This window comes from Snodgrassella sp. M0110 (assembly GCF_016101465.1).
Classification (GTDB): Bacteria; Pseudomonadota; Gammaproteobacteria; order Burkholderiales; family Neisseriaceae; genus Snodgrassella; species Snodgrassella alvi.
Genome location: NZ_JACFQM010000013.1, coordinates 13,323 through 30,165, shown reverse-complemented (window position 1 = coordinate 30,165; position 16,843 = coordinate 13,323). Strand labels below are relative to the sequence as shown.

General features: G+C 45.3%; 16 protein-coding genes and 1 pseudogene. 10 read left to right on the top strand and 7 right to left on the bottom strand.

Annotated elements, in window-relative coordinates; translation table 11 throughout:
• Positions 1-82 precede the first annotated feature (82 nt).
• Positions 83-315: pseudogene (locus H3T84_RS11400) on the top strand (tRNA-dihydrouridine synthase); the annotation flags it as partial.
• Positions 316-696: 381 nt separating this feature from the next.
• Here the strand turns inward: H3T84_RS11400 and H3T84_RS11395 are convergent.
• Positions 697-1,569, bottom strand: coding sequence for a lysophospholipid acyltransferase family protein (locus H3T84_RS11395; RefSeq protein WP_198219178.1), 873 nt, complete (start codon positions 1,567-1,569; stop codon positions 697-699).
• Positions 1,570-1,672: 103 nt separating this feature from the next.
• On the opposite strand from H3T84_RS11395, the gene metK reads away from it, so the two are divergent.
• The 6 genes from metK to H3T84_RS11365 all read left to right on the top strand — a co-directional run bounded on the left by metK (position 1,673) and on the right by H3T84_RS11365 (position 9,649).
• Entirely contained in the window at positions 1,673-2,842 is a 1,170-nt protein-coding gene (gene metK / locus H3T84_RS11390) for a methionine adenosyltransferase (RefSeq protein WP_198219176.1), read from the top strand.
• Between the two features lie 784 nt (positions 2,843-3,626).
• Positions 3,627-4,121, top strand: coding sequence for a MarR family transcriptional regulator (locus H3T84_RS11385; RefSeq protein WP_037393212.1), 495 nt, complete (start codon positions 3,627-3,629; stop codon positions 4,119-4,121).
• An 18-nt stretch (positions 4,122-4,139) separates the two neighbouring features.
• Positions 4,140-5,585, top strand: coding sequence for an efflux transporter outer membrane subunit (locus H3T84_RS11380; protein WP_198219174.1), 1,446 nt, complete (start codon positions 4,140-4,142; stop codon positions 5,583-5,585).
• 38 nt (positions 5,586-5,623) lie between these two features.
• Positions 5,624-6,820 carry an efflux RND transporter periplasmic adaptor subunit gene (locus H3T84_RS11375; protein WP_025329939.1) on the top strand — a complete coding sequence of 399 codons (1,197 nt, stop codon included), beginning with the start codon at positions 5,624-5,626 and terminating at the stop codon, positions 6,818-6,820.
• A gap of 208 nt (positions 6,821-7,028) precedes the next feature.
• Entirely contained in the window at positions 7,029-8,558 is a 1,530-nt protein-coding gene (locus tag H3T84_RS11370; protein WP_025329940.1) for a DHA2 family efflux MFS transporter permease subunit, read from the top strand.
• Between the two features lie 206 nt (positions 8,559-8,764).
• Positions 8,765-9,649 carry a lipid A biosynthesis lauroyl acyltransferase gene (locus tag H3T84_RS11365; protein ID WP_037393236.1) on the top strand — a complete coding sequence of 295 codons (885 nt, stop codon included), beginning with the start codon at positions 8,765-8,767 and terminating at the stop codon, positions 9,647-9,649.
• 60 nt (positions 9,650-9,709) lie between these two features.
• On the opposite strand, the gene H3T84_RS11360 is transcribed toward H3T84_RS11365, so the two are convergent.
• From H3T84_RS11360 to H3T84_RS11340, 5 genes are all read right to left on the bottom strand, one after another.
• Entirely contained in the window at positions 9,710-10,339 is a 630-nt protein-coding gene (locus H3T84_RS11360) for an NAD(P)-dependent oxidoreductase (RefSeq protein WP_084550346.1), read from the bottom strand.
• A 27-nt stretch (positions 10,340-10,366) separates the two neighbouring features.
• Complete coding sequence (locus tag H3T84_RS11355) at positions 10,367-10,960, bottom strand: uracil-DNA glycosylase family protein (protein ID WP_198219172.1); 594 nt, start codon at positions 10,958-10,960, stop codon at positions 10,367-10,369.
• Positions 10,961-10,987: 27 nt separating this feature from the next.
• On the bottom strand, positions 10,988-11,194 hold the full coding sequence (locus tag H3T84_RS11350) for a hypothetical protein (RefSeq protein WP_025329944.1): 207 nt from the start codon (positions 11,192-11,194) through the stop codon (positions 10,988-10,990).
• A gap of 17 nt (positions 11,195-11,211) precedes the next feature.
• Positions 11,212-12,372, bottom strand: coding sequence for an MFS transporter (locus tag H3T84_RS11345; protein ID WP_198208068.1), 1,161 nt, complete (start codon positions 12,370-12,372; stop codon positions 11,212-11,214).
• A 111-nt stretch (positions 12,373-12,483) separates the two neighbouring features.
• Entirely contained in the window at positions 12,484-12,807 is a 324-nt protein-coding gene (locus H3T84_RS11340) for a YnfA family protein (protein ID WP_025329946.1), read from the bottom strand.
• Between H3T84_RS11340 and H3T84_RS11335 the strand changes: the two genes are divergently transcribed.
• From H3T84_RS11335 to H3T84_RS11325, 3 genes are all read left to right on the top strand, one after another.
• Positions 12,806-12,997 carry a hypothetical protein gene (locus H3T84_RS11335; protein ID WP_084552565.1) on the top strand — a complete coding sequence of 64 codons (192 nt, stop codon included), beginning with the start codon at positions 12,806-12,808 and terminating at the stop codon, positions 12,995-12,997. The two genes, H3T84_RS11340 and H3T84_RS11335, sit on opposite strands and share 2 nt — an antisense overlap.
• A 167-nt stretch (positions 12,998-13,164) precedes the next feature.
• Complete coding sequence (gene budA / locus H3T84_RS11330; RefSeq protein WP_100125453.1) at positions 13,165-13,866, top strand: acetolactate decarboxylase; 702 nt, start codon at positions 13,165-13,167, stop codon at positions 13,864-13,866.
• Between the two features lie 112 nt (positions 13,867-13,978).
• Positions 13,979-14,416 (top strand): hypothetical protein, encoded by a 438-nt coding sequence (locus H3T84_RS11325; RefSeq protein ID WP_198219170.1) that lies wholly within the window; start codon positions 13,979-13,981, stop codon positions 14,414-14,416.
• Positions 14,417-14,479: 63 nt separating this feature from the next.
• Here the strand turns inward: H3T84_RS11325 and H3T84_RS11320 are convergent, their stop codons facing one another.
• Positions 14,480-16,759: a Tex family protein gene (locus H3T84_RS11320; protein ID WP_198219168.1), complete on the bottom strand. Its 2,280-nt coding sequence runs from the start codon at positions 16,757-16,759 to the stop codon at positions 14,480-14,482.
• Positions 16,760-16,843 lie beyond the last annotated feature (84 nt).

The window sequence follows — 16,843 nt, the reverse complement described above, 5'->3', positions numbered from 1 at the left end:
TGTGAATAGGTCAATAAAGATATATTGTAAATTTTGAAACAGATTACTGGCATATTATCCGCAGGAGCAACCTATTGCTTAGCAGCAGGGCGGCAGTAAGCGGGCAGTTCTAGTACAGGCTGCTATAATTACTGCTGGTTATGAGTATGATGAAATTAATCTGAACTGCGGCTGCCTCAGCACCAGCTCGCGGGTACAGCAAGGTGCTTTTGGTATCTGTCTGATGTGTAAAGTTGAACTGGTAGCACAATGCTTAATGCTATGCAGGAAACGGTTAATATTCCGGTTACGATTAAGCATCGCATCGGTCTGGATTAAGTCGAGTTTTACGGACAAATATTAAAGCAAAAAATTACAAGTTATATAGTTTAATAAAAATAAAACAAATCATAATTAGATAATTGTTTAATATTTTTTGCTAAACAAATTATTTATATTTTTAGTATTAATTTTAAGATTAATATATTTGTTTTATTAATAATAATTAATGATTTGTATCTAGTAGAAATTAATCTATATAATTTTATTCAATCTAATTTCAGATCATACTTGATAAATATTTATTAAATTGATATGACGATTTTTAATTAAATAATGTATTAAATAATTTCTGAATAATTATAATTTAAAGATAATTCTTCTGTGGTTTCTATATTGTTTATATAAGATATAGTTTGCTAATTTTTTGATGGTTTTTTAGGTAGTAGGTCTGTTTTTACGCCATTTATACCGGTTATAGCCAAACAGGTACTGGCTTGGGAAACGTGTTACCCATTTTTCAACATTATTATTAATAATCTGTGCATCATGCTCGCGGTTGCCGTTGAGTGTGCCTTCAAGTGGTGCGATATGAAGGGCAAAGCCGCGACCGTGCGGCAGGCGTTCGCCGCAAAAGAACAGGGGAGTTACTTCAGGCATGATGGCCAGACGGGAGGCTAGGGTCATGGTGTAGGCAGGCTGACCAAAAAAAGTTGCCCATACACCTTCACCTTCGCCGGGTACCTGATCGGGCAGTACAATGGTAGCCTGCTTATTTTTTAACGCCCGTACAATTTGTTTTACCCCCAGCATATTGGCAGGAGCGGTATAGCCGTTATCACGCACACGTCCGCTATTCATAACACTTTCCAGCCAGCTTATTTTAGGCGGGCGGTACATGGCGGTAAGCGGGAAAGGCAGTTTTTCGCTCAGAAAACGGCCGGCAAGATCATAATTGCCCAGATGTGGTGTAATTAAAAGCAAACCTTCGTTGCGTTCAATAGCGGCTTCTATGTGTTCCCAGCCGTGTACTTCTTTAAATAATGAGACGATATGCTTGCTTGAGCGGGTCCAGGCTATGGATAACTCAAGCCCGCTTTTGGCTGTTTCTGCAAAAATGGATTTAACCAGTTTTTCTGATTCTTGGTCGTTGGCGGCAAGTTTGCTAAAATGCAGATTTTTAGTTGTGCGTTTACGTTCACTGGTGGCGAAGTAAAAGCCAAGGCGCCCCAGTACGGAACCTAAACCCTGTAAAACAGGTAAGGGGATTAATGCCAACAGGAAAAATATGAAATAAACCAGCTTTTGCATCCGTTCTGTATCTCAAACTCGAAAATTTGGGCGACATTGTAACAAAAGCATTTATAACTGCCCATCATAATGCTTGATTAGCATCAGAAAGTATCCGCCAATTATGAGTGAATTTCTGTTTACTTCCGAGTCGGTATCCGAAGGTCATCCGGATAAAGTTGCCGACCAGATTTCCGATTCTATTTTAGACGCTATCCTGACTCAGGATCCTACTGCACGTGTTGCAGCTGAAACTCTGGTAAATACCGGTTTATGTGTTCTGGCCGGTGAAGTTTCTACACGTGCGCATATTAATTATATACAAGTTGCACGCGATACAATTAAACGTATCGGTTATAACTCATCAGAACTGGGGTTTGATGCCAGTGGCTGTGCGGTAATGGTGTGTTATGACGAGCAGTCTCCTGATATTGCTCAGGGGGTTAATGAAGGGGAAGGGCTTGACCTGGACATGGGTGCAGGCGATCAGGGACTGATGTTCGGTTATGCCTGTGATGAAACGCCTACGCTGATGCCGTTTGCAATTTATTATGCACACCGGCTGATGCAGCGTCAGAGTGAAGTGCGTAAAAGTGGTGAGCTGCCGTGGCTGCGTCCTGATGCCAAGGCACAGCTTACCTGTGTGTATGACAGTGAAACCGGAAAGGTAAAACGCATTGATACTGTGGTGCTGTCTACGCAACATGAGCCGGATATCGAGCGTGATGAGCTGGTTGCAGCGGTCAAAGAATATATTATTAAGCCGGTATTACCTGCTGATATGCTGACTGAAGAGACGCAATATCTGATTAATCCGACCGGGCGTTTTGTTATTGGCGGTCCGCAAGGCGACTGTGGCCTTACCGGACGCAAAATTATTGTGGATACTTATGGCGGGGCAGCTCCACATGGCGGCGGTGCTTTTTCCGGTAAAGATCCTACCAAGGTAGACCGCTCTGCTGCTTATGCCTGCCGTTATGTGGCGAAGAATATTGTTGCCGCGGGTCTGGCTAGTCAGTGTCAGATTCAGATTTCCTATGCTATCGGTATTGCACAGCCTACATCAATTGCGATTGATACTTTCGGTACCGGCAAAATCGATGAAAACAGGCTGATTGAAATTGTGCAGGAACATTTTGATTTGCGTCCGAAGGGTATTATTAAAATGCTGGATTTGCAGCGACCGATTTATGCGAAAACAGCGGCGTATGGTCATTTCGGGCGTGAAGAGCCTGAATTTACCTGGGAACGTACGGATAAAGCGCAACTGCTGCGTGAAGCCTCAGGTATTTAATTCTTGTTATGTAGAAACAGGCTGCTTTTGAAACAGCCTGTTTTTTTGCTGATGCAGTAGTTAGTCAGGATATGTATATATTGTGATGATGTTGTATCGGTAGGTTGTCTGCGGAATAAGCTGAATATGCTGCTTATGTCGTTATTGGTAATGTATTTGCTAAGAAAATTGCAGTTTTGTACAGAGTGGAAGATGCAATTTTGTTTAAGGCTGGTGTCAAAGGTTGTTGTGGAAAAGCCGGTAAAACAGGTATCTGGTTAATAAGGCGTAAAAAAATTCAAAATGTCTCTATATTTAATCTGTTATTAAATATAATTATGCTCTTAACACATAAGTATGGTTTTGAGTTGTTACTTTATGGTTTGTATAGAAAAATAATTATGTTTATGGTCTTTGCAGCCAATTATTAACAAGTTTAAGTGATGGTTTTTTTGAGTTGAAAACCGGTTAACCGGTATTGCTGAATGCTGTCCGGGTTGTTTCATTTCTGCAACGACGGATGATGCACTAAAGCAATTTGCTGTTCTGGTCTGTAGAGTCTGTTTCCGGTAATTGTATTTGACAGGTGATAGATGAGGGCTGGAAAAAACGATAACGGTATAGGGTATTTACTGTTACCGGCAATATGCAGATATACAGATAGATAAGAGGGCTTTTCAAAAAATTTGCTAAGGTAGTGACTATTTTAGGGATGGAATATTTTCAGCTAAATAATAAGCTTCATTTATAATAAGTGGTATGGTTATTAAAATGGTTTATTTTTTGGATTTTGAGGTGTTCTAAGATGGGTTTTTCTCTTCCTGCTACCGAACTGGAAGCTACTTTAGAGGTGCTGGCAGTGAAAATGCCAAGCATGAATGTTCAGTTGGTGATGCTCAGCCGGTTAATCCGTCTGGTACATACGTCGATTCACGGTGAGCTGAATGAGCGTTTACACAAGCACCATTTATCAGAAAGTCTGTGGCATGCATTGCTGGCAGTGTATTCACGACCGAATCATGAGATTTTACCATCAGAACTGAGCAGTATTCTGAATCTGACTCGTACCAGTGCAACGCGTTTGTCGGATGAACTGGTGCTTAATGGCTGGGCTACGCGCTCTACTCATCCTTATGACCGGCGCAAAATTACGCTGAAGCTAACTAAAGCCGGTGAAGATCTGATTCAAACGGTTAGTCCGGAAACCAATGAGGTACACCGGCGGGTATGGTCAGCCCTGAGTGAACCGGAATATGAACAATTACAGCAGCTGTTAACTAAGTTATTAACCGCTGCTTAACTTTTTGCTGAGATTTGCATGAAATTAACTGTATCTGCGCCCCGATTACGTCAGCTGGCTCTTGTTAGCCCTGTTGCTTTGCTGCTGTTATCTGCTTGTGCCAATTTTGGCAAACAGCCTGAGTTAGAAAATCCACAGGATGCCGGTCAGCTGCAATTGCCGGCAGGGCAGACTGTAGCAGTAAAACAAAACTGGTGGCTTGGGCTGAATCAGCCATTGTTAAACAGATTAGTGGAAACCGGCTTGTCCAATGCGCCGGATTTACGTATTGCGGCTGCGCGTATTGCAGAAGCTGAGGCTCAATGGCGTGGTGCCAGAGGCGAGGCTGGTGTTCAGGTCGGGGTACAGGCTAATGGCGTGGCCGCCTATCTGAATCCGAAGCCTGACTCAAACCGGGACGGGGATAACCCGAATCATGTTTTCAGTAATGAAATGGCTGCGGTAGCGGTTAATTATACTTTTGATTTCTGGGGCAGACAGCGTAATCTGATTAAGGCTGCGCTGGGTTCTCGTCTTGCAGCTTCTTATCAGCAGGAACAGGCCCGGCTGGTACTGAGCCAGAGTATTGTGTCGCAATATACGCAATGGCAGCAGTTACAGGAACAGTCGGATATTCTGAAACAGCGTATTGCAGTGAATCAGCAGTTGCAGAAGCTGGTTGCAAACCGGATTCGCGCAGGTTTGCAGCCGGCAAGTGATGAGTATGCTGTTACGCAGACTGTACTGAATTTGCAAAGCGCTCTACGTCAGACTCAGGCGGATATTGAACGTACCCGTCATGGTATTGCGGCACTGGTCGGATTATCACCGACCCAGTTGCCGGAAGCAGTACCACAGCCATTGGGTAAGGTGCCGGCAGTTGCGACTGATGGTTTGCGGGCGGATATTTTAGGGCAGCGGCCTGATATTGCTGCACAGCGGGCGTTGTTACAGTCAAATTATTTTGGTGTAAAGGCGGCTGAGGCTGCTTTTTATCCTAATATTGAAATTAAGGGTCTGGCAGGTCTTGCGCATGTTGATGCGTTTGATCTGGTGCACTCTTCTTCACGGATGCTGGGCGTTGTACCGGCCATTACTCTGCCGTTATTTACTTCAGGCAGTTTACAGGCGGCATTATCCGGTAAACGCTCTGCTTATAATGAACAGGTAGCTCAATATGATAAAACCGTATTGACTGCCTTGCAGCAGGCAGCTGATGCAATTAGTGATTATCAGCACAGTACTGTGGCACTGCCATTACAGCAGCAGGCATGGCAGGTGGCACAGAAAAATGCGGCTGCCAGCAGCAAGCGTCAGGCAGCCGGTCTGGACAATGCTATTACCAGACTACAGCGTGAAGACGCTGCTCTGAGTGCACGGGCTGATTTGGTTAAAACCATTGCCTGGCAGCAGCAAAGCTGGAATAGTCTGCATGCTTCTCTGGGCGGCGGTTTCCAGATGTCAGATGCTGAGGCTACTCGTTAATTTACTGTTATTTTTAAATTTTATTGAGCTATTTTCGTATGAGTGAACAAAAGCAAACTAACGAGGCGGTAACCACCTCACAACCGGCGGTTCAGCCGCAGTCAGAACGTGTACCGGCCGGCCGCAAACGTAAACTCGTGTTGCTGACCGTGATTTTTCTGCTGATTGCACTGGGTTGTCTGCTGATGTATCTGCTGGTTTGGCAGCATAAAGAATCTACCGATGATGCGTATGTAAATGGTCATCTGGTACAGATAACCCCGCAAATTACCGGTACGGTACAAAAGGTAAATGTGGATGATACGCAAACTGTGAAAGCCGGTCAGGTACTGGTAGAGCTGGATAACAGTGATATGCAGCTGGCGTTTGAACGGGCACATGATGAGCTGATTAATGCAATTCGCCAGAATCAGCAGCAGACTGCTCAATCACGTCAGGCCAGTGCACAGGTTGCAGCGCAACAGGCACAGTTAAAACGTTTGCAAGCTGACTTACAGCGCCGCCAGAGTCTGGCCGGTACAGATGCCATCTCTGCTGAGGAGCTGAGTCATGCGCGTGATGCAGTACAGGAAGCACAGGCTAATCTGAAAGCTATGCAGGGACAGGAAAGCGCGGCCAAAGCTGTATTGGGTCACAATGTTCCGCTGCGTCAGCAGCCGGCAGTGATGACTGCTGTCAGTCATCTGAAGAGTGCATGGCTGGATTTGCAACGTACTCAGATTAAGGCTCCGGTTGACGGACAGGTTGCCAAGCGTAATGTACAGGTAGGGCAGAAGGTAGCAACCGGTGCTGCACTGATGGCGGTTGTACCATTGAATAATGTGTGGGTGGATGCAAACTTTAAGGAAAGTCAGCTAGCTAAAATCCGTATTGGTCAGCCGGTGGAAATCAGTGCTGATGTATATGGCAGTAAGGTGACTTATCACGGTAAGGTAGCCGGTCTGTCAGCAGGTACAGGAGCTGCGTTCTCACTGTTGCCGGCACAAAATGCAACCGGTAACTGGATTAAGGTGGTACAGCGTGTGCCGGTGCGGATTGCTCTGGATCCGAAAGAGCTGGCTGCACATCCGCTGCGGGTAGGTTTGTCAATGGATGTTGAAGTGAATACGCGCAACCAGAATGGTCAGGATTTAACTGCGGCTAATGCGATTCCCACTAATGGAAATATGGCTGCAATTGACTGGACTCCAATCAATAATATGATTGAGGAAATTTTTGCTCAATATGCACCTTGATTGAGTTAATGCTGAACCATAATCCGACGGCTGCTAAAGCAGAAGGGCATATTCTGCCGCCAGCAGCCATTATTCATGGTAATGATTTTGCCTGATTTTTTTGTTATTCCGGAAGTATCGTCTTTGTGAATAGTATTGACTGTACTTGTGAGTACAGCTATCCGGATATGCTGCAGATAAAAAATATTTCTGCGATAAGGCTGCTTGAATGACGCATTCTCCTTTAAAAGGTCCGGCACTTGCTCTGGTTACGGTGGCTCTGTCACTGGCCGTTTTTATGCAGGTGCTGGATTCAACTATTGCCAATGTGGCATTACCGACTATTACCGGTAATCTGGGTGCAGCCAACAGTCAGGGTACGTGGGTAATTACGGCGTTTGCTGTGGCAAATGCTATTTCTGTACCGCTAACTGGCTGGCTGGCACGCCGTTTTGGTGAAGTAAAAGTATTTGTCGTGGCTACGCTGTCCTTTGTGCTGGCCTCGTTTTTATGTGGTATTGCCCCCAGTCTGGCATTGCTGGTGTTTTTCCGTGTATTGCAGGGGGCTGTAGCCGGTCCGATGATTCCGCTGTCACAAAGTCTGCTGATGGCAGCTTATCCGCCGGAAAAGCGCCCGATGGCGCTGGCTATGTGGTCAATGGTGATTATTGTGGCACCGATTTTCGGCCCGATTCTTGGTGGGATTATCAGTGACAACTGGCATTGGGGCTGGATTTTCTTTATTAATGTGCCAATCGGGTTGCTGGCCGCGGGTATCTCATGGCAGATGCTGAAAAAACGCGAAACTGAAACCGAAAACCAGCCAATCGACCGGATGGGGCTGTCCCTGATGGTTGTAGGTGTGGGTGCCTTACAGATGATGCTCGACCGTGGTCATGAGCTGGATTGGTTCTCATCCAATGAAATCATTATTTTAGCGGTTATTGCCACGGTATGTCTGAGCTATTTTGTTATCTGGGAATGGTATGCAAAATATCCGATTGTGGATTTACGCCTGTTTAAAGACCGTAATTTTACGGTAGGTGTGATTACGCTCAGTACCGCCTATATGACCTATATGGGCGCAATTGTATTATTGCCGATGCTGTTACAGATGCAGTTGGGCTATACCGCTACCTGGGCAGGGCTGGCAACGGCGCCTATCGGTATTTTCCCGGTATTGTTGTCGCCATTGATTGGTAAGTTTGGTAACAGGCTGGATATGCGGGTGCTGGTAACCATCAGCTTTACTGTATATGCCATCTGTTTCTTCTGGCGTACCAATTTTAATGCCGGTATGAGTTTTATGGATGTATTCTGGCCGCAGTTTGTGCAGGGGATTGGTATGGCAATGTTTTTTATGCCGCTAACCCAGATTACTCTGTCTAATATGTCCGGTTCACAGATTGCCAGTGCTTCAAGTATTTCCAATTTTGTGCGCATTCTGGCCGGCGGTATTGGTACTTCAATGGTCAATGTGTTATGGGATAAACGTGAGGCTTTGCATCATACACAACTGGTAGAAAACATTCATCCTTATAACAGTACGATGAATGAATCAATTCAAGGGATGAATCAGCTCGGTTTAAGTGGTACTCAGCCGCTGGGCTCGATTGAGCAGACCATAGGGCAGCAGGCTCATATTATGGGTGCCAATGATCTGTTCTGGCTGTATGGGATGACATTTCTGATTCTGATTGTACTGGTGTGGTTTGCCAGACCGCCGTTTGGCAGTGGCGGTGGCGGCGGGGCACATTAGTTTGTCTGTAATCCGGTTCATACGGTCTGTGTCTTTGCAGGCCGTTTTATTTTTATCCGGAGTATTTTGCCTGTCACTACTTGCTCTGGTGTTATTGCAATAAGTTATATACAACAGTGAATGTAAAGTGACCGCAGCTTGTGTACAATAGAGTGCAGTTAATGATAGAGCTGGCGATAATCAGTTAGGTAACAATAGTAATGATGATGAAATTGGCGTTTGCTTTTTTGTATGTGCTGCAATTACTGCCATTATGTATGATTCATGCGCTGGCACGCTGTGTAGGCTGGATAAGTTATTATGCGGTAGCACCAAGACGACGTATTGGTCTGATTAATTTGCGTCACTGTTTTCCTGAATGGACAGAACAGCAGCGGCGCAAAATACTACGTGAACATTTCTACCATATGGCCATGTTATTACTGGAATATGGTTTGTACTGGTATGGAGATGCAGGCCGGCTGAAAAAGCTGGTGCGTTATCAGGATAAACATTATCTTGATGAAGCTCTCGCCGCGGGTGAAAAGGTAATTTTACTTTATCCGCATTTTACTGCTTTTGAAGCAGCTGTATATGCTCTTAATCAGGATGTACCACTGATTAGTGTTTACTCACATCAGAAAAATAAACAGATGGATGAGCAGATACTTAAGGGACGTCATCGTTATCATAATGTTTTTCTGATTGGGCGTACGGAAGGGCTGCGTGCAATTATTAAGAAAATCAAAACCAGTACTGCTCCGTTTCTTTATCTGCCCGATCAGGATTTTGGCCGGCGTGAATCAATTTTTGTGAATTTTTTCGGTATTCCAACTGCTACAATTGCCGGTCTGAGCCGGATTGCTGCTCTGACTAAGGCAAAAGTGATTCCTGCTATTCCAACCCGCGAGGCTGATGGTACAGTAACTCTGCGCTTTTATCCGCAGTGGGAACATTTCCCCAGTGAAGATGTGGTTGCTGATACTCAGCGCATGAACGATTTTATTGAAGCAAGAATACGTGAACAGCCGGCACAATATTACTGGCTGCATAAACGCTTTAAAACCCGTCCGGAGGGTGAAGCGTCGTTTTATCGAAAAATCCGCAAATAATAAATCGTCTGCCTGCTAAAGCAGACAGACGGTCAGATATATCTTATAGCAATTATTTATTCAGACGCCGGATAATGCGACAGATTGTCCGATATAAGCATCATTGTGCAGTGCTTTCAGCATAAAATGTGCCACATCTGCGCGGGCAATACGACCACTTCCTGCTGGTACACCCTGTGCTGCTTCAAGATAATGAGCCGAAAGCGCATCATTAGTTAAGCCAAGCGGGCGCACAATGGTTGCAGACAGACCGGCTGCCTGAATGATTCCGATTGCCGCCCGATGGTCTGCCAGCGGATAACGTAAAAATTCCATTGCAGCCTGACCGCGCTCTCCTTCAAGTTCATTATCCACGCCGGCAGAGGCGCAATACACAATACGTTTAATGCCATGTTTCTGTAATTGTGTAACGATGTTGTCAAGCATGCGCTGCAAATCATCACCCGGTTTAACTCCCTGATTGGTATTCAGAGCAGAAGCGACAGCATCATACTGGCTGTTATCGGTAAATAGTGCTGCTACATCAGCAGCGTTAAATGCATCACAGTGGCGAATATGTAATTTAGGATGCTGTAAATCAAAATTTTCTGGTGAACGTAGTGCAGCAGTTACTTCATCTCCGCTGTCTAATGCCTGCTCAACCAATGCTCTGCCAACGCCGCCGCTGGCACCAAAAATCAGAATATGCATAAAAATTTCCCCGCTGAATAGTTAAAATTAATTCAATAACCCAATGTTAGCAAAATAATCACGATAAATTGCTGCCTTGCGTTCCAGTGCAAGCGGATAAGCGCGCGATGAAGAAGGCAGTCTGGATAAAGTTAAATGCCGGCCGTCCAGTATAGTATGACTGGGATGGCCGATAGTCGGTACTGGCGTATCTGCTGGTAATAGTTGTAATAATGTGCTGGTAGCTTTGTCTCCGGTAGTCATAATATGCTGACAGTGCGGAATCTGAGTCAGTACTGCCGATAAGTTTACCGGTGTAACAACTTCGAGGAATTTGTCGGCTGCATTATTTTGTAAACGTCTGATCTGATAAGCAGCGTCATTAATGGCTATACCGCGTTCTGATAAAAAAGTACGGATGAGTTTCTCGTTGAATGCTTTATTGTTATCAGTAAAAAAGTAATGTTTGTCCTGAAAAAATACCAGCCCGAAAATACGCCACATATCATTTTGCAGATTCGGGTAATAAAAATTCATTTTCCATCGCCCGGCAGGCGGAGGGAATGACCCGAGCATCAGCAGCCGCGCATTTGTGGGTAAAAAAGGTTTCAGCGGGTGTGTTTCAACAATAATTTCAGCCATAAGTATCTATAATATAACCCGTACTTACTAGCAGCGACCAAACAGACAGGCTACCATATGAGCCTGTTCATCTGTATAACCCGCTTCTCCCAGCCGTGCGGCCATTACCCATTCACTGGAAAAGCCTTGCTGACTACTGTATTCCTGCCATAAACGCAGTTGTTCGGTTTTATTACCGTTTTTTTTGGCAAGTTGCAGACGTTGCCTGATTTCCGGTGGTATAGATTCATCCATTATTATTTCCTTATAGTTCAGATATCCTGTCCCTGATTTTCATAGCGACGGTGAAACCACAACAGGCAGGCACAACCAATTAATGTCAGTGGCACCCCGAGTAATGCCGGATATTGATACCCCCAGTGATGGCTGATGGCCAGCCCGCCATTATAAGAACCAATGGCATTACCCAGATTAAATGCCATCTGTACACTGGCGGCTCCAAGCAATGCACCACCCGGAGAGTGACGCAGTAATAACAATTGCTGTGGTGCGGATACGGCAAACAGACAGAATGTACATACACACATCAGTATGGCTGATAACCAGCTATTCGAAGCAAACAGAAAAATCAGTAATAGTGCTGCGGCTGCCAGTCCCTGTAAGCCGGCTGCGACCTGACCCGGTGTATAACGGTCGGCCAGACGGCCACCGCACCAGTTACCGGCGACCATACCGGCGCCGGCCAGTACCATCAGTAAGCTGACTTGATTACCACTGAAACCGGATACCTGTGTGAGTAAGGGGCTAATATAGCTGAACCAGCAGAAAATCCCGCCGTTACCAAACATGGTGGCAGCCAGTATCAGCCATGGTGCAGCAGATTTCAGAAAACGGAATTGTCCCAGAATACCGGTATCGGGTAAACGATCCATTTGCGGGATAAAACGCCGTAAGGTGAATACCAGTATGATGGCCACTACAGCCACCAGAGTAAATACCAGACGCCAGCTTAAATGCAAACTCAGCCATGTACCTACTGGTACACCAATCAGATTGGCTATTGTCATTCCGGCAATCATTAGTGCTACAGCCTGCGCAGAGCGTCCCGGTGGTGCAAGTTTGGTAGCAACAATGGAGCCGATACCGAAGTATGCGCCATGCGGCAGACCGGAAATAAAACGTGCTACCAGTAAAGTCATATAGCCCGGAGATAATGCAGCCAGTATATTACCAATGGCAATCAATGCCGATAATGACAATAAAATAGTTTTGGGTGGCAGACGGTAACTTAATACCAGCAGCCATGCTCCGCAGCAGACACCGATTGCATAAGCAGCAATAAAATGTCCGGTCTGAGCGATACTGATATTCAGTGAAACCGCCACATCCGGCAGAATACCCATCATGCTGAATTCTGCCATACCCAGTGCAAATGTGCCTAACGATAATGAAAGTAAACTTTTCAGTAGCATAATAATTTACAGCTATAGTTTGTTCAGCAATAAACAGTCAGTTTAGACGCAGCCTGCCGGCTTGTCACTTTTCGCACTGGTAAATACCATAATCATATAAACAAATTTTGTTTAGCCACGCGGAGCAAGCAAAATGATTGCTGCACCAAGCAGGCATACCAGTGCACCACTGATATCCCATTTATCCGGTACAGATCCTTCTACCAGCCAAGACCACAGCAACGAACAGCAGATATAAATACCGCCGTAAACGGCATATGCCCGTCCGGCAATATTGCTTTCCACCAGCGTCAGCAACCATGCAAACAACAACAGTGACAGTGTGCCGGGTAGTAGCCAGAGTACTGATTTGCCCATGCGTTGCCAGACCCAGAAAGAAAAACAGCCGCTGATTTCAGCAACAGCAGCCAGAAAATAATAAACAAAAGATTTCATGGTGAGTTTTCGAATCAGTCTGATTGATTGTGACCACCTGCCTTGCAGATGCAGAAATAAAGAGACCGCTTATACCATAGCAGTCTTACCTGCACCGGACAATCTGATTTCAGCAAGATATCTGCCAAAGGTGGGTGCTGTTACCAGTGTAACTGCAACACAAAACCTGATTCAAACCTTGCTGTTCTGAATTTAAATACATTATCAAAATAATTAATTGATTCTGCTGATGTCCGGTTATTTATTGGTATTAAATTGACCAGCAATAACCATATAAACATTGTTTATTCAATAAATTTTTATTTTAGAGTATATTAATATGTAAATAAAATTTATTATCTATTCTCGGAGCAGAAAATGAAAAAAGCAATTGTCCAGTTTTCAACCATTAATGCATTGATGGCAGGGTTGTTTGATGGAGTATTTAGTGTGGGAGAAGCAAAAAAATATGGTGATTTTGGTTTAGGCTGTTCTCATGCGCTGGCCGGTGAGGTAATTGTTGACCATGATTTTCTGGAGGCCGACGGTGATAAGGCGGTTAAGGTAATGGGAGATAATGAGCTGTTGCCGTTCGTACAGGTTACAACATTTCAGCCTGATAAAGTTGTGGATATAACTGATGTCTGTAAAAGCAATCTGTATGCGCATCTGGCGCACTATCTGCCTCTGGATAATGTATTCGTGGCAGTAAGAATCAGCGGACAGTTTGATGAGCTGAAGATTCGCCGTCCGTTTGCTCAGCATAAACCTTATCCGTCTGTAGTTAAAGTTTTTGAACAGCAAGTCGTGGATACGGTAGAGAAGGTCACTGGCACATTAATCGGTTTCTGGACGCCAGAGTTTTTCAAAGAATTATCTGTAGCCGGTTTTCATCTGCATTTTATTGATACTACACGTAAACTTGGTGGTCATGTTATAGATTTTTCTGCAAGTAATGCTGAGCTGGCGTATGAGTGCAAACAATCGGTTCAAATTGCTTTACCTGAAAGTGAAGAATATTTACGCAAGAATCTGAAAATGGATGATTTAAATAAAGTTATTAATCAAGTAGAAAATTAATCAGCGCGTGTTACACTATTATTGATTATCTGGAGTAAATTAAGGGGAGAGGACAAAATTTTCCGGTATGACTGGATAAATCCTGTCTGTATCTGCTCTGAAAGTGTCAGCCATGAAAAAAATAATTGCGCTATTCTGTTTGTGCTTACTGGTAGCCTGTAACCGGCAGCCGGAAGAATCTGGTGCAGCTTCTGCAGAAGCTGCCAGTAAACCTCGGCATATGCCTCTGGCTATTGATCCGGTATTGACTACGTCTGTAGATCAGCAATTGCTGGCATTACAGAAGAAACTGCCACAGCAACACAAACAGAATCTGTTTACAGCAGCTGTACGGCACAATCAGACTATTTATTATTCGTATACCATGCTGGACAGTAAGCAAAATCAGGCTAATTTCAATCCGGCATCAGTGAAAAAAGATTTAGAGCAGGCGTGCCGTCAGCCTCTGACGCGGCGTATGTTACTGGGGGGATTTAATTTTGTGTATGTTTATACTTTTCAGGATCATTCACAGGTAAGTGTGCCGTTGTCTGGCAAAGATTGTCGCTAAGATATTATACAGGCTGTTTAATGAAAAAAGGGGCAGAGATGCCCCTTTATAGCGGTCTTTTGTCTATTGCTGTTTTAATCGGGCAAATGCTGCCGCCATAGCATTATCTGTGGCGGATACATTTTGTATTTTACCATTTTGCCGGCGTGGTCGTTCGTGTTGGCGGGATGCAGGCTGAGCATCGTCGTTCAGACGCATGGACAGAGCAATACGTTTACGCGCTATATCAACATCGATAACCTTCACTTTAACTACGTCGCCGGTTTTAACAATATCACGAGGATCAGCAATATAGCGGTCAGCTAAGGCAGAAACATGTACCAGTCCGTCCTGATGCACGCCAATATCGACAAAAGCACCAAATGCGGCCACATTACTGACTACGCCTTCAAGAACCATGCCAGGTTTAAGGTCGCTGATGTCTTCGATACCATCAGCAAATGTTGCGGTCTGGAATTCACCGCGCGGGTCACGACCGGGCTTTTCCAATTCAGCCAGAATGTCGTTAATCGTAGGTAAACCGACATTAGCATCGATGTAATCTGCGGGTTTAAGTGTTTTGAGCACACTGCGGTTGCCAATCAGCTGGTCAGCACGCAGCTGAGCCGTTTTGAGCATTCTGGCAACGATAGGATAGCTTTCTGGATGGACTGCACTGGCATCCAGAGGTTCATCACCGCCCTGAATACGCAGAAAGCCGGCTGCCTGTTCAAAAGTTTTACTGCCCAGACGCGGTACTTTAAGCAGAGTTTTGCGATTGGCAAAAGCACCATTCTGGTCACGATAACTGACAATATTCTGTGCCAGTGTACTATTAAGACCGGAAATACGCGCCAGCAGGGCAACTGATGCGGTATTCACATCCACTCCGACAGCGTTTACACAATCTTCTACGACTGCATCCAGACTTTTGGCCAGCTGGCTCTGGTTAACATCATGCTGATATTGACCAACACCAATTGATTTAGGGTCGATTTTCACCAGTTCTGCCAGCGGGTCTTGCAGGCGGCGGGCGATAGACACAGCACCGCGCAGACTGACATCAAGCTCAGGAAATTCTTTGGCTGCTAAAGCAGAAGCGGAGTAAACAGAGGCACCGGCTTCAGAAACAACGATTTTTTGCAAATGATAATCAGACAGGGCACGAATCAGTTCACCGGCCAGCTTGTCGGTTTCACGACTGGCCGTACCGTTACCAATGGCAATCAGCCGGACTTTATATTGTTTTACCAGATGCATCAGTGCAGTCAGAGCACCTTTCCAGTCGTTACGCGGCTGGTGCGGATAGATAGTAGCTGTTTCCAGTAGCTTACCGGTATCATCAACTACCGCTACTTTTACTCCGGTACGGATACCGGGATCCAGACCGATAGTGGTAAGACGGCCGGCCGGAGCTGCAAGCAGCAAATCTTTCAGATTTTGGGCAAATACACTGATGGCAGCCTGATCAGCATTTTCTTTAAGCCGGTTGAGGGCTTCAAGTTCCAATGAAAGAAAAATTTTGGCACGCCAGCTTAAGCGCACTGTGTCACGTAACCAGCGGTCAGCAGCACGTCCGATATCTGCGATACCAAACTGTTGTGCAGTCAGTTGCTCATAAATACTCTGTTCGCCGGCAGGTGTATCATCAGGCTGGTATTTCAGACTGAGCGACAATATACCTTCATTACGACCGCGCAGTATGGCCAGAGCACGATGGCTGGGCATGCTGTGAATCGGTTCACGGTGATTAAAGTAATCTTTGAATTTCTCACCGGCACTTTCCTGACCTTCGATAACTGTGGCATGGATTTCGCCTTCACGCCACAATTTCTCGCGCAAACGTCCTATCAGAGCGGCTTCTTCGGCAAATTGTTCCATCAGAATTGCGCGCGCTCCGTCCAGAGCGGCTTTGCTGTCAGCGACATTGTCATTTAAATAATTTAGTGCGGCAGTTTCCGGATCCAGATCTGGCTGAGTAAGCAGTGATTCAGCTAATGGTGCCAGCCCGTACTCGCGTGCAATTTGTGCCTTGGTACGGCGTTTGGGTTTATAAGGAAGATAGATATCTTCAAGAGCAGTTTTATTATCAGCGTCTTCTATGCTCTGGCGCAGCTCATCAGTCAGTTTGCCCTGTTCTTCGATGCTGGATAATACAGTTTGTTTGCGTTCCTGTAATTCACGCAGATATTGTAATCGTTCAGCTAGCGTCCGCAGCTGAGTATCATCCAGTCCGCCTGTGGCTTCTTTACGGTAGCGTGCCACAAACGGTACCGTAGCGCCATCATCCAGCAGGTCAATCGCTGCCTGAATTCGTGCGGAAGCAACATTCAGCTCTGAAGCAATTTTCTCAGTGATGTTCATAACAGTCTAATAAGCGATAAAAAGGCAAGCATAGCCGGCTGAAGTGGCTTTGTCACCTGTTCATGTCAGTTAAAAAGCCAGTTA

What these genes read in the sequence shown, in the direction of transcription:
- H3T84_RS11335 (WP_084552565.1), top strand. Translation starts at nt 12,806, where the DNA reads ATGGTGAGTTTTCGAATCAGTCTGATTGATTGTGACCACCTGCCTTGC.
- metK (WP_198219176.1), top strand. Translation starts at nt 1,673, where the DNA reads ATGAGTGAATTTCTGTTTACTTCCGAGTCGGTATCCGAAGGTCATCCG.
- H3T84_RS11325 (WP_198219170.1), top strand. Translation starts at nt 13,979, where the DNA reads ATGAAAAAAATAATTGCGCTATTCTGTTTGTGCTTACTGGTAGCCTGT.
- H3T84_RS11350 (WP_025329944.1), bottom strand. Translation starts at nt 11,194, where the DNA reads ATGGATGAATCTATACCACCGGAAATCAGGCAACGTCTGCAACTTGCC.
- H3T84_RS11375 (WP_025329939.1), top strand. Translation starts at nt 5,624, where the DNA reads ATGAGTGAACAAAAGCAAACTAACGAGGCGGTAACCACCTCACAACCG.
- H3T84_RS11385 (WP_037393212.1), top strand. Translation starts at nt 3,627, where the DNA reads ATGGGTTTTTCTCTTCCTGCTACCGAACTGGAAGCTACTTTAGAGGTG.
- H3T84_RS11340 (WP_025329946.1), bottom strand. Translation starts at nt 12,807, where the DNA reads ATGAAATCTTTTGTTTATTATTTTCTGGCTGCTGTTGCTGAAATCAGC.
- H3T84_RS11380 (WP_198219174.1), top strand. Translation starts at nt 4,140, where the DNA reads ATGAAATTAACTGTATCTGCGCCCCGATTACGTCAGCTGGCTCTTGTT.
- H3T84_RS11395 (WP_198219178.1), bottom strand. Translation starts at nt 1,569, where the DNA reads ATGCAAAAGCTGGTTTATTTCATATTTTTCCTGTTGGCATTAATCCCC.
- H3T84_RS11355 (WP_198219172.1), bottom strand. Translation starts at nt 10,960, where the DNA reads ATGGCTGAAATTATTGTTGAAACACACCCGCTGAAACCTTTTTTACCC.
- H3T84_RS11345 (WP_198208068.1), bottom strand. Translation starts at nt 12,372, where the DNA reads ATGCTACTGAAAAGTTTACTTTCATTATCGTTAGGCACATTTGCACTG.
- H3T84_RS11320 (WP_198219168.1), bottom strand. Translation starts at nt 16,759, where the DNA reads ATGAACATCACTGAGAAAATTGCTTCAGAGCTGAATGTTGCTTCCGCA.
- H3T84_RS11365 (WP_037393236.1), top strand. Translation starts at nt 8,765, where the DNA reads ATGAAATTGGCGTTTGCTTTTTTGTATGTGCTGCAATTACTGCCATTA.
- H3T84_RS11370 (WP_025329940.1), top strand. Translation starts at nt 7,029, where the DNA reads ATGACGCATTCTCCTTTAAAAGGTCCGGCACTTGCTCTGGTTACGGTG.
- budA (WP_100125453.1), top strand. Translation starts at nt 13,165, where the DNA reads ATGAAAAAAGCAATTGTCCAGTTTTCAACCATTAATGCATTGATGGCA.
- H3T84_RS11360 (WP_084550346.1), bottom strand. Translation starts at nt 10,339, where the DNA reads ATGCATATTCTGATTTTTGGTGCCAGCGGCGGCGTTGGCAGAGCATTG.